The sequence below is a fragment of the Acidovorax sp. Leaf78 genome (assembly GCF_001422735.1).
Lineage (GTDB): Bacteria > Pseudomonadota > Gammaproteobacteria > Burkholderiales > Burkholderiaceae_C > Acidovorax.
The window spans coordinates 344573-366768 of sequence record NZ_LMLZ01000020.1 but is presented as its reverse complement, the minus strand read 5'-3'; the positions used below and the strand labels follow the sequence as shown (position 1 = coordinate 366768).

Here is a 22196-nt window from a genome sequence, read left to right as displayed (position 1 = left end):
TCGTTTCGCGACGCACTGCCGACGCAGGCGTGGCGGGGCGATGGAGGTGATGGAGGCGGGCAGCCCGCCCGGCTCAGGCCGCCTCGCCCAGGAGCGCCTTGACGTCCGAAGCCAGCGCCTGCGCGCCGCTGCCGTAGCGGTTGTAGACTCGCAGGCGCCCTGCCGTGTCGTACACGTAGCTGCCGGCGGAGTGGTCCATCGTGTAGCTCGTGGGCGTCTTGCCGTCGACCTTCTTGTAGTAGATCTTGAAGTCCTTGGCGACGGCGGCCAGCTCTTCGGGCGTGCCGCGCAGGGCCAGGAAGCTGGGGTCGAAGTTGGTCATGTAGGCCTTGAGCACTTCGGGGGTGTCGCGCTCCGGGTCCACCGTGACGAAGATGCCCTGCAGGCGCTCGCCGTCCTTGCCCAGCATCTGCTTGACCTCGGCCAGCTCCTGCATCGACGTGGGGCAGACATCGGGACACTGCGTGAAGCCGAAGAACACCACCACCACCTTGCCGGCAAAGTCCTTGATGTGGCGCGGCTGGCCGTTGTGGTCGGTCAGGGGCAGGTCACGGGCATAGTCTGCGCCGGTGATGTCCACGCCGCGGAACTCGGCCTTCTTCTCTGTGCATGCCGTCAAAAGCCCGCCACCGCTGATGGACAGGGCGGCAACAGCTATCGTTTTGAGAGCATTTCTCTTGAGCATGGTATTTACAGCACGTAGTGGTCCACCAGCAGCGCCGCGAACAGCACGCTCAGGTGGATGAGTGAAAAACGGAAGGTCTTGCGCGCCAGCGCGTCCGAGTAGTTGCGCCACAGCGCAAAGCCATAGCCGCAAAAGCCCGCGCTGAGCACCACCGCAGCCGCCAGGTAGATCCACGAGCTCATGCCGTACACGAAGGGCATGAGGCAGCCAGCGAACAGGATCAGCGTGTACAAAAACACCTGCAGCCGCGTGAACTCGTTGCCGTGGGTCACGGGCAGCATGGGCAGTCCGGACTTGCGGTAGTCCTCCACGCGGTACAGCGCCAGCGCCCAGAAGTGCGGCGGCGTCCACAGGAAGATGATGAGGAACAGGATCAGCGCCTCGGGGCCCACATCGTTCGTCATGGCCGCCCAGCCCAGCACCGGGGGCATGGCGCCGGACGCGCCGCCGATCACGATGTTCTGCGGCGTGAGGGGTTTGAGGATCACCGTGTAGATCACGGCATAGCCGACGAACGTGGCGAAAGTCAGCCACATGGTCAGCGGGTTCACCCAGAAGTAGAGCAGCAGCGAGCCGGCTGCGCACAGCGCGGCCGAAAACAGCAGCGTCTGGGCGTTGGACAGCTCGCCCTTGGCCGTGGGGCGCCAGGCGGTGCGCTTCATTTTGGCGTCGATACCCTGCTCCACGATGCAGTTGAAGGCCGCCGCCGCGCCGGCCACCAGCCACACCCCCAGACAGGCGATGACCATCAGACCGAACTGCGCCGCCGTGGGCATGCCCGGCACCGCCAGCACCATGCCGATGAGCGCGCAAAACACGATGAGCTGCACCACGCGCGGCTTGGTCAGCGCATAGAACTGCGCAAAGCGTGACGGCGGGGAGACAAGGGCGGGGGCAGCGGTCATGCGGAGACTCTCGATGCGCTCGAACGCGCGGGGACATTGTGGGTGGCAGCGGCCACGCGGCTGGACGCCAGCGCCCAGGTCAGCACCACCACCAGCGCCGCGGCGCCACCGGTGTGCAGCACGGCGGCGACGAGGGGCCAGTCCAGCACCACATTGGACAAGCCTGTGGCCAGTTGCAGCAGCGCCAGGCCCGCCAGCCACCGCGCCTGTACCGGCAGCGCGCCGGTGCGGTGCAGGCGCCATGCGGTCAGGCCCAGCGCCAGCAGCACCACATAGGCCGCAAGCCGGTGGACGTAGTGGATGGCGGTCAGGCCCGCAAAACTGATGTGGCTGCCGTCCTGCAGCATGCCGAGCGCGCGCCAGATCTGAAAGCCCTGGGCAAACTCCATGTCGGGCCACCAACTGCCCTGGCAGGTGGGAAAGGTCGTGCAGGCCAGCACCGCGTAGTTGGTGCTGACCCAGCCGCCCAGCACCACCTGCGCGCTGACCAACACGCCCGTCCACACCAACCCACGGCGCAGACCGGCGGAGATGCCCACGGGCGCCTTGCCCAGCGCGCTGTGGGTGTGGCGCACGGCCTGCACACACAGCAGCGCCAGCAGCACCAGGCCGCCAATGAGGTGCAGCGTGACGATGGCAGGAAAGAGCTTCATGGTCACTGTCAGCGCACCGAAGGCGCCCTGCAGGCACACCCAGAACAGCGTGAACGTCGGCCACCAGGGGCTCAGCGGCGGTCGCTCGCCCTCGCCCCGCGCAGCGCGGCGATGCTGCACCCAGGCAGACACCGTCAGCACGATGATGAGCACGCCGACACCGGTGGCCAGATAGCGGTGGATCATCTCGACCCAGGCCTTGCCGTGTGTGACCGGGCCCGTGGGCATCGCCTCCTGCGCCGCAGCGATCTCGGTGCGCGCGCCGACCGGGCTCGCGCTGCCATAGCAGCCGGGCCAGTCGGGGCAGCCCAGGCCCGAGTCGGTCAAGCGCGTGAACGCACCGAACAGCACCAGATCGAAGGTGAGGAATAGCGTGAGCACCGTGAGGGCCTGCAGACGGCGCAGCGGTGAGCTGCCGCGGTTGCGCAGCCCCACCCAAGCCAGCGGGCCCAGGGCGATCACCACGCCCAGCAGCATCATGCGGGCCAGCGGAGCGAGGTCGTACAGGGGCTGTGACGCGTCCATCAGGGCTTTCCGGGCCGGCCGGCCTCGTCCCAGGACGACGAGGCGCGCAGCAGGCGTTCCAGGTCACGCTTGGCCTTGGCCGCGCCGCTGCTGTCCATGGCGGCCGGAAAGCGCATCATCCAGTTACCCATGGGGTCCACCACGTAGAGGTGCTCGGCTATCTGGTGGCCGTCGGCCGGGGCCAACCAGGCGCTCAATGCCGCGCCATCCACCCGCAGCGCCGTGGCTTTTTGAATCGCTGGCTGCAATTCGGCAGGGATCGGGGCGCCATCGTTCACGAGCCACACCCAGTCCACACGGTCCTTTTCCCTGCCGACGCTCTCACGCAGTTGCCGCTGCAGGTACAGGTGCTTCTGGCACGCCGCATCGCAGGCGCCCCCGGCGACGCTGACCAAGAGCCATTGGCCTTTGAGCGACGACAGCTGCACCGGTTTGCCATCCAGCGCCGTCGCGGTCAACGCGGGCATGGTGCGCTGGGGATCGATCAGCTCGCCGTAGTTGCGCCGGCCCTCGGGGCGGATCACGTAGTAGGTGAAGTAAGAGGCGACGACCGGGGCCGCGCAGATGAGCAGCACGCCCAGCATCTTCCAGCGGCCGTGGTGCGTGCGCTGCGCCGACGCCACCGCATCGCCTGCAGCAGGCAGCGTGTGCACGGTCAGGCCCAGGGGATGCTCGTCCCCCTGGCCCTCAGGCGGCAGGCTGGCTGCGCGGGCGAATGAACCGTCGGACGAGTTGGAACCAGACATAGAGAAGTGCAATCAGGCCGCAGAGCCCGAACCATTGAAATGCGTAACCGTAGTGTTTGTCGACACCGGCGCCGACCACGGGCCAGTCGCGTTGCAAGCCTTCGCTCGCTGCGCCGGTTTGGAGCACCGTGAGATTGGCGAGCGCAAGACCGGTTTCGGTGCGGTACGCTGCCAGGTCGAGATTTTGCCGGATGCGGGAAGACCCCTGAACGCTATCGGCGCCCTGGAACTCATAAAGCCGCGATGGCGCCGCAGCCACGCGCCCTTCGACGCGGACTACCGCACTGGCAGGGGTCTGGATTTGCGGCAGTGCGGTGCGGTCCTGAAAATTGCGCGGTGCCCAACCCCGCTGTACCAGCACCACGCCACCGCCCGGCGCGCTCAGTTGCAGCGGTGTCAGCACGAAGAACCCGGGGCGGCCCTGCATCTGGCGGTTGTCGAGGTAGACGGTGTGCTCGGGCAGCCACCGCCCTTCCAGCACCACCGCACGGTGCACCAGCGCCTGGCTGCCCGGCGCTGACGCAGCGGCGGCTGGGCCCGCGCTGAGGAACAGGCTGGAGCCATCGATGGCGGGCATCCGCCCGCGCTCATCCAGAGCGGTCTGCAGGGATTCCTTTTCTGCAGCGCGCGACAGCTGCCAGCGCCCGAGCGACGCCGTAACGGCCATGCCCACCAGCGCGGCCAGGGCGATCAGCCAGAAACGCAGGCCCACAGGACGTTGGATAGCGGTCACGGGATAATGGACTCCATGAAATATCTTGTGGTGGTGGCGTTCATCGCTATTTTGGCCAGCTTGGCTTCGGCCCTGTTCTTCATGATGCGCAATGGCCGCAGCGACAAGGACGACAGGGCCAAAGGCAACCACATGGCCAAGGCGCTGGCGGTTCGGGTGGGACTGTCCATTGTGCTGTTTCTGTGCCTGCTGTTGGCCTGGAAGCTCGGGTACATCCAGCCCACCGGTCTGCCGGCGAGCCGTTGAAGGCTCTGGATGGTCTGAACACTGGCCACTGGCGTCCAAGCAGCCCCTGGCGCCAGCCCTGACATTCCCAACAAAAAAGCGCCTTGCGGCGCTTTTTTGTTGATGCATGGCACTGCTGATTACATCCAGTAGACCAGCACGTACAGGCCGAGCCAGACCACGTCCACAAAGTGCCAGTACCACGCGGCGCCTTCGAAGCCGAAGTGCTTGTCCGCCGTGAAATGGCCCTTTTGGAGGCGCAGCGTGATCACCAGCAGCATCAGCATGCCCAGGAACACGTGGAAACCGTGAAAGCCGGTCAGCATGAAGAAGGTGGAGCCGAACACGCCCGAGTTGAGCTTGAGGTTCAGGTCGGTGTACAGGTGGTAGTACTCGTAGCCCTGCACCAGCAGGAACACGAAGCCCAGCAGTACCGTGGCCCACATGAAGGCGATGGTCTTGCCGCGGTGGTTTTCGCGCAGTGCGTGGTGGGCAATGGTCAGCGTCACGCCCGAGGTCAGCAGCAACGCGGTGTTGATGGTGGGCAGCCAGAAGGGACCCACGGTCTGAAAGGGCTCGACGATGCCGGCAGGCGAAGCGGTGACGCCCGCAGCCAGGCTGGGCCACACGGCCTTGAAGTCAGGCCACAGCAGTGCGTTGTCCAGGCTGCCCAGTGCGGGCACCGAGTGCGAACGTGCCCACCACAGGGCGGTGAAGAACGCGCCGAAGAACATCACCTCTGAGAAGATGAACCAGCTCATGCTCCAGCGGTAGGAGATGTCGATCTTGTGGCCGTACAGGCCGTTCTGGCTCTCGCGCACGGCGTCGCCGAACCACTGGTACAGCACGAACAGCCACCACACCATGCCCACCGCCAGGGAATACTTGCCCCAGTCGTGGCCGTTGATCCATTGGCCTGCGCCCAGGATGACGAAAAACAGCCCTATCGCCGCCATCACCGGGTGGCGAGACTCTGCAGGCACGTAGTAGTACGGGGTTCCGCCGTGGGTCGATGCACTCATTTCAGCTCCTGGCTCTCAAAATCTTTGTTTGTCTCGGTCTTGTCTTCGGGGTACGTCGTCCCCCACCCGATTCGACCAATATTCATCTACTTTTATTCACGCAACTCAAACGATCCAGTTCACCAGCCCGATCAGGCCAATCACCAGCAGGAATACCGCTGCGAGGCCGACCACGATGATGTGCAACGGGTTGAGCTTTTCCACATCCTGCTGGTACTCGCTGCCCTTGCGCAGACCGATCAGCGACCAGGCCACGGCGCGCACCGTGCGCAGCAACGAGCCTTTGCGCTCGTGCGGCTTGGTGGCCACAGCGGGCTGCTCCACCGGCGCGTTCATGAGCCTGCCCCGGTGGCCAATGCTGCCGGGAGCACGCTGCCCACGGCCGCTGTCGATTCGGGCGCTGGGGGCGTCTTGCCGCCGACTTCGAAGAAGGTGTAGGACAGCGTGATCGTGGTGACGTCCTTGGACAGACGCGGGTCGATCACGAAGGCCACCGGCCATTCTTTCTTTTCACCGGGCTCGAGCGTGTACTGGTTGAAGCAAAAGCACTCGAGCTTGTTGAAGTGCGCTGCCGCCTGGCGGGGCGCATAGCTCGGAATGGCCTGAGCCGCCATGCGGCGGTTTTGCACGTTCTGGAACTCATACATCACCGTCGTGAGCTCGCCAGGGTGCACCTGCACCGAACGCTGCGCAGGCTTGAAGTCCCAGGGGCCGCGGGCATTGGCGTCGAACTCGACCGTGATGGTGCGGGTCTTGTCCACCTGCGTGTTGGCAGGCACCTTCACGTCCTTGCCTGCCACGCCGTTGCCCGGCACCTGCCGCTCGGAGAGCGACAGGATGTTGATGCCCGTCATCTCGCAGATGTGCTTGTAGATGGGGATCAACACGTAGCCGAAGGCGAACATGCCGGCCGCGATCACGACCAGCTTGCCGACCATCTTGGCGTTTTCGCGGTGCAGGCTCATGGCAGTCGGTGTGTGGTTCAGCGGGACATCAGCACGACCTTGACCATGAACCCGACGAAGAAGACGACGGCTACGGAGGCAAGGATCAATGCCATCCGCAGGTTGCTCTTCTTTTGCTCGGGCGTCATGGGCATGGCATCAACCGATCACGCGGGTTGCCGTGGCATCCAGCTTGGGTGGGTTTTCGAAGGTGTGGAACGGTGCAGGCGATGGCACTTCCCATTCCAGGCCTTCGGCACCGTCCCATGGCTTGGCCGGGGCCTTTTCGCCCTTGCCGCGCATGGCGGGCACGACCACGGCCAGGAAGAAGTACACCTGCATCAGGCCGAAACCGAACGCACCCACCGAAGCGATGGCGTTGAAGTCAGCAAACTGCATGGGGTAGTCGGCATAGCGGCGGGGCATACCGGCCAGGCCCAAGAAGTGCATCGGGAAGAACGTGATGTTGAAGGTGATCAGCGAGCCCCAGAAGTGGATCTGGCCGCGCTTTTCGGAGTACATCACGCCCGTCCACTTGGGCAGCCAGTAGTAGACGCCAGCGAACATGGAGAACAGCGAGCCGGCCACCAGCACGTAGTGGAAGTGGGCCACCACGTAGTAGGTGTCCTGCAGCTGGATGTCGATGGGCGCCATGGCCAGGATCAGGCCGGTGAAGCCACCCATGGTGAACACGAAGATGAAGCCCACGGCGAACAGCATGGGGGTCTCGAACGTCATGGAGCCGCGCCACATGGTGGCGATCCAGTTGAAGATCTTCACGGCCGTGGGCACGGAGATCAGCATGGTGGCGTACATGAAGAACAGCTGGCCCGTCACAGGCATGCCGGTCGTGAACATGTGGTGGGCCCACACGATGAACGACAGGATGGCGATGGACGAGGTGGCGTACACCATGGAGGCGTAACCGAACAGCTTCTTGCGGGCGAACGCGGGCACGATCTGGCTGATGATGCCGAAGGCCGGCAAGATCATGATGTACACCTCGGGGTGGCCGAAGAACCAGAAGATGTGCTGGTACATCACCGGGTCACCGCCGCCGGCGGGGTTGAAGAAGCTGGTGCCGAAGTGGCGATCCGTCAGCGTCATGGTGATCGCGCCGGCCAGCACGGGCATCACGGCGATCAGCAGGTAGGCGGTGATGAGCCAGGTCCAGGCGAACATGGGCATCTTCATCAACGTCATGCCGGGGGCGCGCATGTTCAGGATGGTCACGATGATGTTGATCGAGCCCATGATGGACGAGGCACCCAGGATGTGCATCGCGAAGATGCCGGCGTCCATGGAGGGGCCCATCTGCAGCGTCAGCGGTGCGTACAACGTCCAGCCGGCGGCGGGTGCGCCACCTGGCATGAAGAACGAGCTCACCAGCATCAGTGCCGCAGGAATCATCAGCCAGAAGCTGAAGTTGTTCATGCGGGCGAAAGCCATGTCGGATGCCCCGATCTGCAGCGGGATCATCCAGTTCGCAAAGCCCACGAAGGCCGGCATGATGGCGCCGAACACCATGATCAGGCCGTGCATGGTGGTGAGCTGGTTGAACAGCTCGGGGTTGACCAGTTGCAGGCCGGGCTGGAACAGCTCGGCACGGATCAGCAGGGCCAGGATGCCGCCCACCATCAGCATGGTGAACGAGAACAGCAGGTACAGCGTACCGATGTCCTTGTGGTTGGTGGCGAACACCCAGCGGCGCCAGCCGGTGGGACCATGGTGGCCATGGTCGTCGTGTGCGTGGTCGCCAGCGTGCCCGTGGTTGTCGAGAACTGCGCTCATGTTGGATTCCTCAATCAATACGTAGGGCGATGTTTACTTGCCGCGCTGGGCCACGATTTCAGCAGGCTGCACCAGCTGCCCGGTCTTGTTGGACCAGGAGTTCTTCGTATAGGTCGCCACAGAGGCAATATCGGTATCGCTGAGCTGGGCCCAGGAAGGCATCGCGCCATTGGCCGCGCCCTTGAGCAGGATCTGGATCTGCTTGGCGTGGTCGGCATCGAGCACGATGGCCGAGCCGTCCAGTGGCTTGATCGGGCCGGCACCCTTGCCGTTGGCCTGGTGGCAGGCCGCGCAGTTGGCGGCATACACCTTCTCGCCGCGCTTCATGATGTCGTCCATCGTCCAGACCTTGGTCGGGTCGTCCAGCTTGGCGGCGGCCTTCTTCTTCTGGTCGGCCACCCAGGCGGTGTAGTCCTCAGCGGACACGACCTTCACGTGGATGGGCATGTAGGCGTGTTCCTTGCCGCACAGCTCGGCGCACTGGCCGTAGTAGTCGCCGATCTTCTCGGCGCGAAACCAGGTGTCGCGCACGAAGCCGGGGATCGCATCCTGCTTGATGCCGAATGCGGGCACCATGAAGGCGTGGATCACGTCGTTGGCCGTGGTGATGATGCGGATCTTCTTGTTGACCGGCACGACCATCGGGTTGTCGACCTTGAGCAGGTAGTCGGCGGGCGCGTCGGCGACCTTGCCGCTATCGGACATCACGCGGTGGCTGCTGTCCAGCGTAGAGATGAAGGCCAGGCCCTCGCCTTCGCCGGTGATGTAGTCGTAACCCCACTTCCACTGGTAGCCCGTGGTCTTGATGGTGAGGTCGGCGTTGGTCGTGTCCTTCTGCGCCACCAGCACCTTGGTGGCGGGCAGGGCCATGAGGATCACGATGATGAAGGGGACGATGGTCCAGACCACTTCGACAGTGACGGACTCATGGAAATTGGCCGACTTGGCGCCCTTGGAGCGGCGATGTTTCCAGATCGAGTAGAACATCACGGAGAACACTGCCACGAAGATCACCGTGCAGATGATCAGCATCATCCAGTGCAGAAAATGCTGCTCCTCGGCAATCTTGGTGACCGGAGGATGCAGATTGAGCTGGTTGACTGCAGGACCGCCGGGCAGGTCTTGAACGGCATGGGCCACGCCACCCACCCATGCACCGGCGATCAGGAGCAGAGAAGCCAGCTTGTTGGAAATGCTCTTCATAGTTCTCACTTACTTCTAAGCCTTAATTTAACCAATCCCCTGTGTGCGCCTGCGTGGGGTCAGGCTGCGCGCAAGGCCATGCGGATCTCCGATGCCAGGGCCGGGCGAAGCTCGGGGCGCACGTAACGCCCCACGTCTATCGACCGTCCTTGGCCAGACAAGGTGATCAGCGATCGGTCGCCGGTCTTGGGTTCCACACGGACCCAGTTCCGGTCGAATTCGGCGCGTTTCAGCTTGCCTGCTGTCTCCTGCTCCACCACCAGGCGTGAGCCCTGCAGTGAAATCCTCTCGCCGTCGGCCGCATGACGTCCGTACATGGCGAATGCCCATCCAACAACCACTATCTCCAGCCATGCGAAAGGCATGACCAGACGGGCTCCGAGCATCCAGAAAAAAGTCGCAATGCCCAGTGACACCGAACACAGCGACAGGTACATCCACCCCATCTGCGCGGGGGTGACCGAGCAGTTGCGAGCCAGACGCCAATCGATGCGCTGGCCCGAGACAGTGGCAAAACGAAGAATCAAGCCTGTCACCGGTGGTGTTCACAAGACCGGCGACTGCCGCTGCACCAGCAAAAATACTGGTGCAGCATGCGCAGCCGCCACGTTGCGCGGGAGGATGTGCCCGAAATCCCAATAACCCTGAATTGTACCGTGCCTTGTTCCACATCATTGACACGCTGTTGCAAGTGAAGGCCATAGCCCCATATGGGTGCGCCGCCTTCGCAACACTCGCACAAATCAAGTCTGGAAAACCCTGTGCGGACCGGCCCGATCAGGGGTTGCGCGGCCCGCCGTCCGGGCTGTCTTTGCCGCCCTGGCGCAGCATGGCGCGCATGTCCTGCAGCGAGACGGCGCTGCTCTCGCTCACGCGCACCCGGGGTGCGGGCTTGAAGGCGTGCCCGTAGATGATCTCGAAAGTCAGTGCCAACTGGCCACCTTCGGCCGGGTCTGCCAGCCGGTCTGCCAGCGCCTGGTACAAACGGTCCCGCCAGCGCTTGCCGCGCAGTGCGCCAAAGCGCGCCGGGTGCAGGTTGCAGCCCAGCTCTTGCAGCTCCTGCACCAGCCGCTCGGGCGTGGCAAAGGTCAGCGTGATGCGCTCCATGTCCATCACTGGTTCGGCAAAGCCGGCGTGCACCAGCATGTCGCCCCAGTCGTGCATGTCCGTGAAAGCATGGCCTGCCGGCGGCCAGCCCAGCGCGGCGTAGACGGCGTGCAACTCGCGCAGGGTATCGGGGCCCAGGCACGAGAACATCAGGTAGCCGTCGACCGCCATGGCCCGGTGCCATTGGCCGATGAGCGCCTGGGGGTCGGCCGCGGTGTGCAGCGCCATGTTGGCCCAAAGCATCTGCACACTCGCATCCGGTGGCATGCCGAACTGCGGGTTGCCCGCGCCCCAGCTGGCAGGGTTCCACCAGGGCTTGGCCAGTGCCTGCTGCGCCGCGCCCTCACACCGGGGCGCGCTTTCGTAGACCTGGCAACGCGCCTTGGGGTAGCGTGCGCTCACCAGCGCGTGGGCGCCGAGTCCGCCGCGCACGGCGTCCCAGTGGCACCAGGAATCGGGGGGCTGGCGTATCCACTGCAGGCGGTCTTCCATGCGGCGGGCCACCTCTTCATGAAGCCAGGGCGAAATAGCGGGGGCAGCAGCATGCCAGCGGGCTGCGGCGGTGGGATCGATGGTGGGGGGGCGCTCGGAGGACATGGGAATGCACGGGGACGCGCGAGTATATTGATTCATGCTCTTCAAAGCCCTTCAAGGGATTTCGCACCGCGTGCGCAGCAGTGCCCACCGCGTACCAAGCCAGTGCGCCGTATGCCACGCCTGGCCGTCGCAACGCGTTTGTAACGCCTGCGCGGCGCGGTTCGCCCAGCCGGCCGCCCGCTGCCAGCGCTGTGCGCTGCAGGTCCCCCAGGGCGTTGCCGTCTGCGGCGCCTGCACGCTGCACCCGCCCCTGTTTGACGCCTGCATGGCGGCGGTGGACTACGCCTATCCCTGGTCGGACATCCTGGGCGATTTCAAGTTTCGAGGCGACGCAGGCTGGGCCGCCACCCTGGCCACCCTGATGCGCAGCACGCCCTGGATCGAACCTGCGCTGGATGCCGCCGACCGGGTGTTGCCCGTGCCGCTCTCAGCCCAACGCCTGCGCGAGCGCGGCTTCAACCAGTCGGCCCTGCTGGCGCGGCAGCTGGCCGGGCCCAAGGCCGACGCACGGACTCTGCTGCGGATACATGCCACCGAGGCCCAGAGCGGCTTGCCGCGCGCGCAGCGGCTGCGCAATCTGAACGGTGCGTTTGCGGTGGAGCCCGCCCGCGCCGCCGCGTTGCGCGGGAAGCGTGTGGTGCTGCTGGACGATGTGATGACCACCGGCGCCACCCTGCACGCAGCGACGCAGGCCCTGCGTGAGGCCGGGGTGGCACACATCACGGCCGTGGTGCTGGCCCGCACCGGCATCGACTAACGGGATACTTTTGATTACCAGCGGCTGTCCCACTCTCGCTCGGGACGAAGACAATAGAGGCCTATGTTTCATATCGTCCTCGTCGAACCCGAGATCCCGCCCAACACCGGGAATGTGATTCGCCTGGCGGCCAACACAGGCTGCACGCTTCATCTGATCGAGCCCCTGGGGTTTTCGATGGACGACAAGCAGATGCGCCGCGCCGGCCTGGACTACCACGAGTACGCCCAGGTGCAGTGCCACGCAGGCTGGACTGCCTTTCTGCGCGACGCCCAGCCGGACCCGACCCGCATGTTCGCCATGACCACGCAGGGCTCGCAGCCTGTGCACTCCACCCCGTTCTTCGCGGGCGACTGGCTGGTGTTCGGGGCCGAGACCCGCGGTTTGCCACCCGAGCTGCGCGACACCTTCCCGCCCGCCCAGCGCCTTCGCCTGCCGATGGTGGCGGGACAGCGCAGCCTGAACCTGTCCAACGCGGTGGCCGTGACGGTGTTCGAAGCCTGGCGCCAGAACAGTTTTGCCATGCCCGATGGCGGGATTGACGTGGAGCCTGAAGGCACGATCATCAGCGGTTTTGCGCAGTTGAGCTGAGCTGAACCTGGTAGCGCTTATCTGAGGTGCGCTGAGTCAGGCCCAGTCTTTTCAGACCTGGCCCGATCCGCGCTGCAAGCCGATCCTGCTGGCTGCGCCTGCCGCTCTCGCAGGCCCGCCACCCCCAAATTCAAACCCGCTTGCCTTCGCTGAGCGCAGGTGCAGAAGCAGGTGCAAACACAGACGCAGACGCAGACGCACGCCAGCGCTACAGCTTCTGGCGCTTTTGCTCCGCCATGGCCAACGGCACCTGCTCCGTCAAAAAGTCCAACAGCACCTTGGTGCGCGCCGGCAGCATGCGGCCTGACGGCAGCGCGGCGTAGATGGTGTAGCGCGAGAAGATCCACGCGGGCAGGATGTGCACCAGCTCGCCCCGCGCCAAGTGCTCTTCGGCCAGCAGCCGCGAGGTGATCGCCACGCCCGCGCCATCCACCGCAGCGCGCAGCAGCAACTCGGTGCTGACCGACTGCAGCACGGCGGGCACGTCGATTTCTTGCGCGGGCTGGCTGCCGCTGAGCGACTGCAGGCGCAGCTTGCGCCCGGGTCCGGCCTGCGACCGCGCCGCCATGCCAGAGTCGCGCAGGTGGTCGTGGTGCACCAGGTCCTGCGGTTCGCGCGGAATGCCCCGGCGCTCCAGGTAGTCCGGCGACGCAACCACGATGGCCTCGCCCTGCTGCAGCGGCCGCGCCACGATGTTGGCGTCGAAGTCTTCACCCGCCACCATGATGGTCACGTCGAACTCATCCACCCGGGCCATGGCGAACGCATCGATGCTGATATCGAGCATCAGCTTGGGATAGTGGGCATGCCACAGCGCCATCATGGGCGCGAGGAAATTGGTGGCCAGCACGGGCGCGGCCACGATGCGGATCGTGCCGCGCAGGTCGCGCGTGCTGGCGGCCGCAGCGGCCTCCGCATCGTCGATCTCGTGCAGGATGGTGCGCACACGCTGCAGGTACGACTCGCCCGCGTCGGTAAGCGCGAGCTTGCGGGTGGTGCGCTGCAGCAGGCGGGTGCCCAGGTGCTGCTCCAGCTCGGCCACCATTCGGGTGACCACCGGGGGCGACATGTCCATGGCGCGGGCAGCGGCGGCAAAGCCGCCCTCCTCCACCACGCGCTCGAAGACCTTCATGGCTTGCAGACGGTCCATGGTTCAGCTCCTCCGTCCAGCCGCGCCCATACGAGGGCGGATGCGACTCCCCTCTCCCCCTACGGGAGAGGGACTGGGGGAGAGGAGGCTGAACAGAGCTTCTACGCCGGAGCGCCGAAGTTGCGCGCCAGCGATTCCGCCACGCACACCGGCTTGTCGCTGCCCTCGCGCTCCACCGTCACGAGCCACGTCATCTGCATGCCGTCCGGCGCCACGGGCTCGGCGGCCTGCAGTGTGAGGCGCGCACGCAGGCGGCTGCCCACCGGCACCGGCGCGGTGAAGCGCACCTTGTTGAGCCCGTAGTTCACACCCATGCGCGAGCCCTCGATGGTCAGGCCCGTCTCGAAGAACTGCGGGATCAGCGACAGCGTGAGAAACCCATGCGCGATCGGCGCGCCGAACGGCCCGGCCTTCGCACGCTCGGGGTCCACATGGATCCACTGGTGGTCGCCCGTGGCCTGGGCGAACAGGTTGACCTGTTCCTGCGTGATGGTGATCCAGTCGGTCACGGCGACCTCCTGGCCGACGCTGGCGCTGACTTCGGAGTAGGAGCGGAAGATTTTCATCGCCCCAATGTAGCGCCGCACCCGGGCGCGCCTTGTCTGGCGCGGGACAGCAGGTGTTTTCCCGCAGGATTTTTGGCTTCACAGCGTCCTTCAAAACCGCGTCCGTCATGCGTCGAGCCAGATGCGGATGCCTTGCCACTGCTCCAGGTCCCGCGCCACGCGGCCCGGCGCCACATCGAACAGCGTGAGGCCATGCGCCGCCAGGTGCACATAGTTCTGCGTGTCGCGCAGATAACCCAGCACCGGAAACCCGAGGTTGTCCACGAAGTGGTGCAACTGCTCGGCCGCCTTGGTGCGCCCATCCACCCGCATGCCGACGATGCCCACTGGCACGCCCGCTGCGTGGCGGTGCTCGGCCAGTTGGTCCAGAAAACTGCGCGTGGCAAAGATGTCGAACACGCTGGGCTGCAGGGGCACGATGACCTTGTCGGCCAGCTTGAGCACGTCGTTCAGCCGCCAGCCGTGCAGGCCGGCGGGGGTGTCCAACACGGCATGCGTCGTGCCCTTGGGCGGGCGGCTGATCACGTCCGAGCTGGCATCCCAGGCGCCGATGGTGCGCGCGGCCGGGGGCCGCAGGCCCAGCCACAGCTTGGCGGACTCCTGCCGGTCCGTGTCGCCCAGGATCACGGGGTGCCCCTGGCTCGCAAAGTAGCCCGCGATGTTGGTGGACAGCGTGGACTTGCCCACGCCGCCCTTGGGATTGGCGACAACGATCACTGGCATGGCGAGCTCCTTCGAATCTTTGGGTTCATGAAAACTTCAAGCCAAATCGTGCCCTACCGCTTGATGGATAAGCGCTAGTAGCTATTAAATTCAGAGCAAAACCGTGCAGGCCGCACGGGCCGCACAGACCACCTGCACGGCGGCGCTGCAGCCACCCGGGACGGTCCGCGCTCAGGCGTGCTGCCCGCCCCGCTTCACAAAGAACAGCCCTGCACCCACCGCCATCAGCAGCCCGCCGAACACCCGGTTCTGCGTGCGCACCGCCCGCGCGCTGCGCATCAGGCGGCGCAGCGCGCTGGCCCCGAAAGCGTAGCCGTGCATCACCACCACGTCCACCGTCAGCGTGGTGGCAGCCATCACCAGCAGTTGCGACCACAGCGGGCGCGTGTCGGTCATGAACTGAGGCAGCACGGCCACCATGAAGATGATGCCCTTGGGGTTGGTGGCGTTGGTCAAAAAGCCCGTCAGGCAGCGCTTTTGCCAGGTGCCCGCCGACGCGGCCTCGTCGCCCTGCACGGGCGACGCATCGCCCGCGCGCCATTGGTTGAAGCCGACGTAGATCAGGTAGCAGGCGCCCAGCACCTTCACGATGCTGAAGGCCACCTCGGACGCCAGCAGCAGCGAGCCCACACCCGCGCCTGCGACCAGCAAGATCAGCAGCAGCCCCAGCTGCAGGCCCAGGATGGTGGCGCCCGTCTTGCGCACGCCGTACGACAGGCCGTGGCTCATCGACAGCACGGCGCCTGAGCCCGGCGACACCGCTATCAGGCACGATGCCGCAAAAAACGCCAGCCAGGTCTGCAAGTCCATGAGGTCACACCAAGAGAAAGCCAAGAGGGGCCCGCATCTTAGCAACGCGGCCTGCCTGGCGGCTTGACGCAGGCAAAAACAGCCGCTCGCGCTCAGCCACCCAGCGCAAGCAGCTATCAAAAAAGAAGCACGCCGGTGGACTGCCGCGCAACCACGTCAGGCTGGTGCAGTAAACACGGCACACCCGCTGCCGCGCGGGCTCAGCGGTGCCAAAATCCATGCCATCCGTACGCCTTTAGCACGGGCATGCGGACGTGCGGCCTCAAGCCCCGCACAGGCCCGCTCGTACGTTCCGCACACGCCCCCCACACCTTGAACAGGCCACGGCTTTGGCCGTCGCCCCAGCCTTTATTCAGACATGGAACACGCCCCTACCTGGCTCACTTACGGCTTCCTGTACCTCACCGCCGCGGTGCTGGCCGTGCCCATTGCCAAGGCGCTGGGCCTCGGGGCCATCATCGGCTACCTGGCGGCGGGCATCGCCATCGGGCCCTGGGGCCTGGGGCTGGTGAGCAACGTGCAGGACATCCTGCATTTCGCTGAATTCGGCGTGGTGCTGATGTTGTTCCTCGTCGGGCTGGAGCTGCAACCGAGCCGCCTGTGGGCGCTGCGCCGCCCCATCTTCGGCACCGGCACTGCGCAGGTGCTGGGCTGTGCGGCCGTGCTGTTCGCGCTGGGCGCACTCGCCGGACTGCCCTGGCGCGTGAGCCTGGTGGGCGCCCTGGGCCTGGCTTTGTCATCCACAGCCATCGCGCTGCAGTCGCTGTCCGAGCGCAACCTCATGCGCACCCAGAGCGGGCAGGCGGGCTTTTCCATCCTGCTGTTCCAGGACGTAGCGGCCATTCCCATCTTGGCCCTGCTGCCAGTGCTGGGCGCCGCTGCGGGCGACGGCGCGGGCCACACGCCGGGCGAATTGGCGCTGGAGGTGCTCAAGATCGTGGGCGTGATCGCGGCCATCATCCTGGGCGGGCGCCTGCTGCTGCGCCCCGTGCTGCGCTGGATCGCCAAGAGCAACACGCCCGAGATCTTCACCGCCGCCGCACTGCTGTTGGTGGTGGGCATCGCTTACCTGATGGTGATCGTGGGCCTGTCGATGGCGCTGGGCGCCTTCCTCGCCGGCGTGCTGCTGGCCGACAGCGAGTACCGGCGCGAGCTGGAGGCCGACATCGAACCCTTCAAGGGCCTGCTGCTCGGGCTGTTCTTCATCGCCGTGGGCATGAGCATCGACTTCGGCGTGATCCTGCGCTCGCCCGGCCTCATGGCCGCCATCCTGGTCGGCTTTCTGGCGGCCAAGGCCATCGTCATCTACACCCTGGCCAAGCTCGTCAACATCCCCTACCAGGAGCGCCCGGTGTTCACGCTGCTGCTGGCCCAGGGCGGTGAGTTCGCGTTCGTGGTGTTCCAGGCTGCGGCTGGTGCCAGCGTGTTCCCGGCCGAGACGGCGTCGCTGCTGATCGGCGCAGTGGCGCTGTCGATGCTGATCAGCCCGCTGCTGCTCGTGGTGCTCGACCGCGCACTGCTGCGCCGCTATGCGCACGTCAAGGCCCCCACGGCCGAGGAAATCTCCGAGCCACAAGAGGCGCCCATCATCATCGCGGGCTTCGGCCGCTACGGGCAGATCGTCTCGCGCGTGCTGCTGGCCCAGGGCTTTCGCACCACGGTGCTGGACCACAGCGTGGAGATGCTGGAAGTGGCGCGCACCTTCGGCTACCGCGTGTTCTACGGCGACGCCACGCGCCTGGACCTGCTGCGCATCGCTGGCGCCGAGCACGCCCGCATCCTGGTCATCGCGGTGGACGACGCCGAGCAGTCCCTCAAGATCGCCAAGCTGGCCCGCGAGCATTTTCCCCAGCTGCAGATAGTGGCCCGCGCCCGCGACGTCACCCACTGGAACAAGCTGCGCGATGTGGGCGTGACGCTGGTGCAGCGCGAGCTGTTCGAATCCAGCCTGCAAAGCGCCCACACCGTGCTGGAACTGATGGGCCTGCAGCCCACCGAAGCCACGGCCATCGCCCAGCGCTTTCGCGCCCACAACATCGCGCTGGCCGACCGCATGTACCCGCACCACAAGGACCGCGCCAAGTTCATCGCCGTGGCGCGCGAGGGGCGCAACCAGTTTGCGGAGCAGATGGCGAGGGAGCGGCAGGAGAGTGCCGCGCTGGATGCCGCGGGTGGCGCGTATCCGGGGTATGAAGCAGAGAAGGCTGGCGAGGGGGGCGATGCGATCGCCAGCGCCCAAGATGAGACCAAAAACCGGACCTAACGCCTATTCATCAAACGCTGGCAGCTATTTATTCAATAGCACTACAGGTCTTCAGAGGTGTTCCACCGAGCCCGAATGGCGCATCCACGACGGCGGTCCACTGCCTGCATTCGCGCGAACCTAGCAGGTCCGCTTTGCGTCCGCGCCATCAACGGCCGGCAGGCTCCAGCGTCAACACATGCAGCACCGCACGCTGATCCGGTAAGACCTCGACATCGGTCCAACCGCCCACGCCAGCCAGCCGCACATGGCCCCGTGTGCAGGCCGCTACCAACGCCACCCCCGGCTGCGGCACCACGCTCAGGCGCACAGTCGGCGGCGTGCGGTCTTGCGCGCCCACGGCAATCTCGTAGCGCTTGGCGATGAACTGGGCAGAACGGCCGAACTGTGTGCTCAGCGCGCGCAATGGCGCGTCCGTCAGGCAGTAGCGGTGGCGCAGGTTGGCTTTTGTGAGGGCCTGCTGCGTCATCAGCGCGTACCCGGGGCGCAGCCGGTAGCGGATGTCCAGCGTCTGGCCCGCGGGCAGCGCCACGCCCAGTGTGCGCTGCGCGCGCCACTGGGCGAGGTGGTCGGTGCCCGAGGTGCCCACAGCACCTGCGCGAATTAGCTGGGAGAGCACGTCGGCAGAGAGGCCTTCCGTGGGAACGAACGGCGGCGTGTCGGCGATCAGCCAGGGGTTGATGCCGGCCTTGCGCAGCAGCTCGGAGACATCCACCGCACCGGCAACCGCCCGGACCGACTCCGTGACCTCTACGGGCTGGCCATTGCTGAGGACACGCAGCTCCGGGAAGTGGCGGTCCGGATAAGGGTCCGAGTCTCCCAGCCAGCCAAACAGCGGCCCTTGAATCAGCCACTGCGCCGGGGCGGCCAGTGTGGGTGGGGGCGTCAAGGACACAGTCACCTCATCACCCTGCATGCGCACTGCGCTGCTGACACTGGGCGCGCCACGCAGCGGGGCATCCTGGGGCGCCGAGAGAATGCGGGGCGCCACGCCATCGCTGGTGTCGTTCGCCATGACGGGCTGCGCCAGACACAGACTGGCTCCGATCACGACGGCACATCGCACCGCGCTCCGCAGGCGTTGATGAAGATCAGGCAGGGCCGCAGTCATGGAGCGCTGGTCTGGTAGCGGTAGACCTTGGGAGGATCCGGCCGCCAGTAGCGCAAGGACGCCGGCATGTACGCGGGCCCGTTCGGACGGGTGGCCGTGAAAATATCGTTGTGCTGCGTCCAGTTCTTGCCATTGGCGTTGACACGCTGCGTGGTGGCGTCTTCCTTTTGAAGCGCAGAACCAGCATAGATCGCCATGTGATTGGGCCAGGACAGCACATCGCCCGGTTGCACCGCCTCCGTCGCCGTCAACAGGCGAAATAGCCCTGAGCGCTGGGCATAGGCAGGGAAGGTGCCCGACGTCTGATATTCGTACGGAAAGCCCGCTTCGCGGTAGATCAAGAACGTCGTTCCGCTGCAGTCGCCAGAGCCCCCTTTGGTGGAAGCAGATCCGCGCAGGGCATACGTCGTTCCTTTCCAGGTGGCCGCTTCTTTGATGAGGGGAAGCGCTTCGTTGGCGGTGATATCGCGCCTTGTTTTTTGCGTCATGTCGGAGAGGTGTTTTGAATATTGCCGCTGGTGCAGGGCTGCTGCACTGAACGCTTTCGGCCCGCTACCGTCCGCTCTGATGCTTGGTGCGCATCGAGTGGAAGGTGCTTCGCAAAGCCCGCGATCGTATCGACGGCACCGATGTTTTCACGACCGCAGCACCAACCAATATGTGCCAGACACGAAACATTTGCAGCAAACTGCTTCTACGACTCCTACAAAGTGCAGCGGATGACACAGGCCACCGCGGCGCAACATTTTCCCGTGCCAAGCCTCCCAAACGATAACCATTCGCATTAGAATCCCACCCCTCAGCCAGCCAGCGTCCCCGGACAGAGAAACGCGAGCCAGTGCCCCTTCGCGTTTTGCCCACTCTCCAACGGGACTTTCATGTCTTTCCAGCCCTCCTGCGCGGCCCTGGCGTCCAGCGCTGCACGCACGTTTGCGTCTCCCACTCCATCGGCCCGCAAGGCCCGCTTTTTCGCCCTGACCCCGCTGGCCCTCTGCTTTGCACAAGCAGCGATGGCGCAGCAGGCCGCCGCGCCCGCTGTTGACCCAACATCCAACGCCAACGTCACAGCCCCCCAACTGCAAGAAGTCCGCATCAACGCCAGCACTGAAAAAGACATGGGCTTCGCCCCGGTCGAGGCCCAGACCGCCGGCAAGGCGCCCATGCGCCGGCTGGAGACGCCGCAGTCGGTGAGCGTGGTCACGCGCGAGCAGATGGAGTCGCGCCAGATCGTGAACGTGCAGCAGGCGCTGCAGACCGTGGCGGGCGTGAGCCCCGTCAACTTCGGGCGCCGGGGGTTTGACGACATCAACATCCGCGGCTTTCGCTCTACCGAATCCATCCTGGTCGATGGCCTGGTGCAAAGCCCTGGCATGTGGGCCAAGCTGCAGCCCTACGGCTACGAGCGCTTCGAGGTGCTCAAGGGCTCGGCGTCGGTGCTGTACGGTCAGGTGCAGCCCGGCGGCATCGTCAACGCGGTGAGCAAGCGGCCCAAGAAGGATGCGCTGAACGAAGTGGGCGTCGAGGTGGGCAGCTTCGGCCAGCGCACGCTGCAGGCCGACGTGAACAAGCCGCTGTCCGAATCGGGCAAGACGGCGCTGCGCATCAATGCCCAGGTGTCCAACGCCGACGACCCCACCCAGTTCGTCTACCGCAAGGACCGGTGGTTCGCGCCCTCGCTCTCCATCGACCTGGGCGCGCAGACCGACCTGGTGCTGTTTGCCACCTACAGCCGCAGCGAGTGGATGCGCCAGCAGGGCATCACGCCGTATGGCACGCTGCTGCCCAACCGCAACGGCACGCTGTCCCGCACGATGTTCACCGGCGACCCTGCCTTTGGCGTGTACGACGTGGAGAGCACCACGCTGGGCTATGCGCTGGAGCACAAGGTGTCCGACGCCATGACCTTCCGCCAGAACGTGCGCTACGAGACCGAGAAGGGCACGGGCAACTTCGTCTCCAACCAGGCGCTGCAGGCCAACCAGCGGCTGCAGAACCGCCAGGCCTCGCGCCAATACATGGACTACGACCTGCTGGCCACCGACACCTCGATGCTCACGCGCTTCGAGGCGCTGGGCGCCAAGCACCAGATCGTCACGGGCCTGGACGTGCGCAGCGGCCACAGCCTGCTGGCCAGCCGCACCTGCCGCATCGGCGCGCTGGATTTGTTCGCGCCCGTCTACGGCATGCAGGCCGTATGCCCCACGGCGCTGACCAGCGACGCGCCCGCCAAGCTCTCGGTGGCCGGCTTGTATGCGCAGGACCAGATCAAGTTCGGCCAAGGCTGGACGGCCCTGGTGGGCCTGCGCCGCGACTGGTCCACCAACGACACCGACAACCGCGTGGCCAACACGCAGACGCGCCAGAAGGACAGCGCCACCACGCTGTCCGCCGGCCTGGTGTATGAGTTCAAGCCTGGCTGGGCCGCGTACGGCAGCTATGGCGAATCCTTTCTGCCCCAGTCGGGCCTGACGTTTGCAGGCTCGCCTTTCGTGCCCGAGACCGGCAAGCAGTGGGAGGCCGGCGTGAAGTACGAGTCGCCCAATGGCCAGCTCACCGGCGCACTCGCCGTGTTCGACCTGGTGCGCGAGAACGTGACCACGGCCGACCTGGCGAACACGGGCTTCAGCGTGCAGACCGGACAGCAGCGCGCACGCGGCCTGGAGGTGGAACTGGGCGCAGACATGAAGAACGGCTGGAAGCTGACCAGCGCCTACACCTACACGCAGTCCAAGGTCACGCGCGACAACAACGCCGCCATCGTGGGCCTGCCGCTGAACCTCACGCCGCGCCACACGCTCACGGCCTGGGCCACCTACAAGCTGCCGCAGTACCAGCGCATCACGCTGGGCATGGGCGGGCGCTATGTCAGCGAGCAGATCGGCTCCTACCCGTTCACGCTGCCGTCGTATGTAGTGGCCGATGCGTCCATCAGCTACGCGGGCGACAACTACCGCGTGACGGCCGGCGTGAAGAACGTGTTCAACAAGGCGTACTACGACGGCGCGATCAATGCCAACGTGGTCTCGCCCGCGTTGCCGCGCAGCTTCAACCTGGGTGTGACGTACTTCTTCTGACCGCAGCGCCATCAC

Annotated in this window: 24 protein-coding genes; 5 read left to right on the top strand and 19 right to left on the bottom strand. The window is 65.6% G+C overall.

From position 1 onward, the window contains the following. Positions 1–73: 73 nt before the first annotated feature. The 5 genes from ASF16_RS13300 to ASF16_RS13280 are packed head-to-tail and all read right to left on the bottom strand — an operon-like array spanning position 74 to position 4247. Positions 74–685, bottom strand: coding sequence for an SCO family protein (locus ASF16_RS13300; protein ID WP_056167749.1), 612 nt, complete (start codon positions 683–685; stop codon positions 74–76). Positions 686–690: 5 nt separating this feature from the next. Further along, entirely contained in the window at positions 691–1590 is a 900-nt protein-coding gene (gene cyoE, locus ASF16_RS13295) for a heme o synthase (protein ID WP_056167746.1), read from the bottom strand. Beyond that, the gene (locus ASF16_RS13290) at positions 1587–2768 is read right to left on the bottom strand and encodes a heme A synthase (RefSeq protein ID WP_056167743.1); all 1182 of its coding nucleotides are present in this window, start codon (positions 2766–2768) and stop codon (positions 1587–1589) included. The genes cyoE and ASF16_RS13290 overlap by 4 nt, the downstream gene beginning before the upstream one ends. Further along, positions 2768–3514 (bottom strand): hypothetical protein, encoded by a 747-nt coding sequence (locus tag ASF16_RS13285; protein ID WP_056167740.1) that lies wholly within the window; start codon positions 3512–3514, stop codon positions 2768–2770. The genes ASF16_RS13290 and ASF16_RS13285 overlap by 1 nt, the downstream gene beginning before the upstream one ends. Continuing rightward, entirely contained in the window at positions 3456–4247 is a 792-nt protein-coding gene (locus tag ASF16_RS13280) for an SURF1 family protein (protein ID WP_056167737.1), read from the bottom strand. Before ASF16_RS13280 ends, ASF16_RS13285 begins: the two co-directional genes overlap by 59 nt. A gap of 15 nt (positions 4248–4262) precedes the next feature. On the opposite strand from ASF16_RS13280, the gene ASF16_RS13275 reads away from it, so the two are divergent. After that, complete coding sequence (locus ASF16_RS13275; protein WP_056169145.1) at positions 4263–4493, top strand: twin transmembrane helix small protein; 231 nt, start codon at positions 4263–4265, stop codon at positions 4491–4493. 119 nt (positions 4494–4612) lie between these two features. Here ASF16_RS13275 and ASF16_RS13270 read toward each other — a convergent pair whose 3' ends face one another. The 8 genes from ASF16_RS13270 to ASF16_RS13240 all read right to left on the bottom strand — a co-directional run bounded on the left by ASF16_RS13270 (position 4613) and on the right by ASF16_RS13240 (position 11136). Then, the gene (locus ASF16_RS13270; RefSeq protein ID WP_056167734.1) at positions 4613–5494 is read right to left on the bottom strand and encodes a cytochrome c oxidase subunit 3; all 882 of its coding nucleotides are present in this window, start codon (positions 5492–5494) and stop codon (positions 4613–4615) included. Positions 5495–5599: 105 nt separating this feature from the next. Then, on the bottom strand, positions 5600–5830 hold the full coding sequence (locus tag ASF16_RS13265) for a DUF2970 domain-containing protein (RefSeq protein ID WP_056167731.1): 231 nt from the start codon (positions 5828–5830) through the stop codon (positions 5600–5602). Next, the gene (locus ASF16_RS13260) at positions 5827–6459 is read right to left on the bottom strand and encodes a cytochrome c oxidase assembly protein (RefSeq protein WP_056167728.1); all 633 of its coding nucleotides are present in this window, start codon (positions 6457–6459) and stop codon (positions 5827–5829) included. The genes ASF16_RS13265 and ASF16_RS13260 overlap by 4 nt, the downstream gene beginning before the upstream one ends. 17 nt (positions 6460–6476) lie before the next feature. After that, positions 6477–6587: a cytochrome oxidase small assembly protein gene (locus ASF16_RS26780; RefSeq protein ID WP_232727916.1), complete on the bottom strand. Its 111-nt coding sequence runs from the start codon at positions 6585–6587 to the stop codon at positions 6477–6479. Positions 6588–6597: 10 nt separating this feature from the next. Continuing rightward, positions 6598–8229, bottom strand: coding sequence for a cytochrome c oxidase subunit I (ctaD, locus tag ASF16_RS13255; protein WP_056167726.1), 1632 nt, complete (start codon positions 8227–8229; stop codon positions 6598–6600). Positions 8230–8262: 33 nt separating this feature from the next. Beyond that, complete coding sequence (gene coxB / locus ASF16_RS13250; protein ID WP_056167724.1) at positions 8263–9432, bottom strand: cytochrome c oxidase subunit II; 1170 nt, start codon at positions 9430–9432, stop codon at positions 8263–8265. Positions 9433–9491: 59 nt separating this feature from the next. Beyond that, positions 9492–9968, bottom strand: a complete 477-nt coding sequence (locus tag ASF16_RS13245; protein WP_056167722.1) for a DUF2244 domain-containing protein — start codon at positions 9966–9968, stop codon at positions 9492–9494. 241 nt (positions 9969–10209) lie between these two features. Beyond that, positions 10210–11136 carry a class I SAM-dependent methyltransferase gene (locus tag ASF16_RS13240; RefSeq protein ID WP_056167718.1) on the bottom strand — a complete coding sequence of 309 codons (927 nt, stop codon included), beginning with the start codon at positions 11134–11136 and terminating at the stop codon, positions 10210–10212. Positions 11137–11170: 34 nt separating this feature from the next. On the opposite strand from ASF16_RS13240, the gene ASF16_RS13235 reads away from it, so the two are divergent. Next, a complete protein-coding gene (locus tag ASF16_RS13235) occupies positions 11171–11893 on the top strand; it encodes a ComF family protein (RefSeq protein ID WP_056167715.1) in 723 nt (240 codons plus the stop codon). Between the two features lie 63 nt (positions 11894–11956). Beyond that, positions 11957–12484: a tRNA (uridine(34)/cytosine(34)/5-carboxymethylaminomethyluridine(34)-2'-O)-methyltransferase TrmL gene (gene trmL / locus ASF16_RS13230; protein WP_056167712.1), complete on the top strand. Its 528-nt coding sequence runs from the start codon at positions 11957–11959 to the stop codon at positions 12482–12484. A gap of 208 nt (positions 12485–12692) precedes the next feature. On the opposite strand, the gene ASF16_RS13225 is transcribed toward trmL, so the two are convergent. From ASF16_RS13225 to ASF16_RS13210, 4 genes are all read right to left on the bottom strand, one after another. Continuing rightward, complete coding sequence (locus ASF16_RS13225; protein ID WP_056167709.1) at positions 12693–13634, bottom strand: LysR family transcriptional regulator; 942 nt, start codon at positions 13632–13634, stop codon at positions 12693–12695. A 101-nt stretch (positions 13635–13735) separates the two neighbouring features. Next, positions 13736–14200 (bottom strand): MaoC family dehydratase, encoded by a 465-nt coding sequence (locus tag ASF16_RS13220; RefSeq protein ID WP_056167706.1) that lies wholly within the window; start codon positions 14198–14200, stop codon positions 13736–13738. Between the two features lie 105 nt (positions 14201–14305). After that, on the bottom strand, positions 14306–14923 hold the full coding sequence (locus ASF16_RS13215) for a ParA family protein (protein ID WP_056167703.1): 618 nt from the start codon (positions 14921–14923) through the stop codon (positions 14306–14308). A 171-nt stretch (positions 14924–15094) separates the two neighbouring features. Then, positions 15095–15733, bottom strand: coding sequence for a LysE family transporter (locus tag ASF16_RS13210; RefSeq protein WP_056167698.1), 639 nt, complete (start codon positions 15731–15733; stop codon positions 15095–15097). 358 nt (positions 15734–16091) lie between these two features. Here ASF16_RS13210 and kefC point away from each other — a divergent pair, with 358 nt between their 5' ends. Beyond that, complete coding sequence (kefC, locus tag ASF16_RS13205) at positions 16092–17996, top strand: glutathione-regulated potassium-efflux system protein KefC (protein ID WP_056167697.1); 1905 nt, start codon at positions 16092–16094, stop codon at positions 17994–17996. Between the two features lie 148 nt (positions 17997–18144). Here the strand turns inward: kefC and ASF16_RS13200 are convergent, their stop codons facing one another. Together ASF16_RS13200 and ASF16_RS13195 are read right to left on the bottom strand one after the other, a co-directional pair. After that, positions 18145–19011, bottom strand: a complete 867-nt coding sequence (locus tag ASF16_RS13200) for a DUF4424 family protein (RefSeq protein WP_056167694.1) — start codon at positions 19009–19011, stop codon at positions 18145–18147. A 92-nt stretch (positions 19012–19103) separates the two neighbouring features. Then, a complete protein-coding gene (locus ASF16_RS13195) occupies positions 19104–19595 on the bottom strand; it encodes a hypothetical protein (RefSeq protein ID WP_056167691.1) in 492 nt (163 codons plus the stop codon). A 390-nt stretch (positions 19596–19985) separates the two neighbouring features. Between ASF16_RS13195 and ASF16_RS13190 the strand changes: the two genes are divergently transcribed. Continuing rightward, positions 19986–22181, top strand: coding sequence for a TonB-dependent siderophore receptor (locus ASF16_RS13190; protein ID WP_056167689.1), 2196 nt, complete (start codon positions 19986–19988; stop codon positions 22179–22181). Positions 22182–22196: the final 15 nt, after the last annotated feature.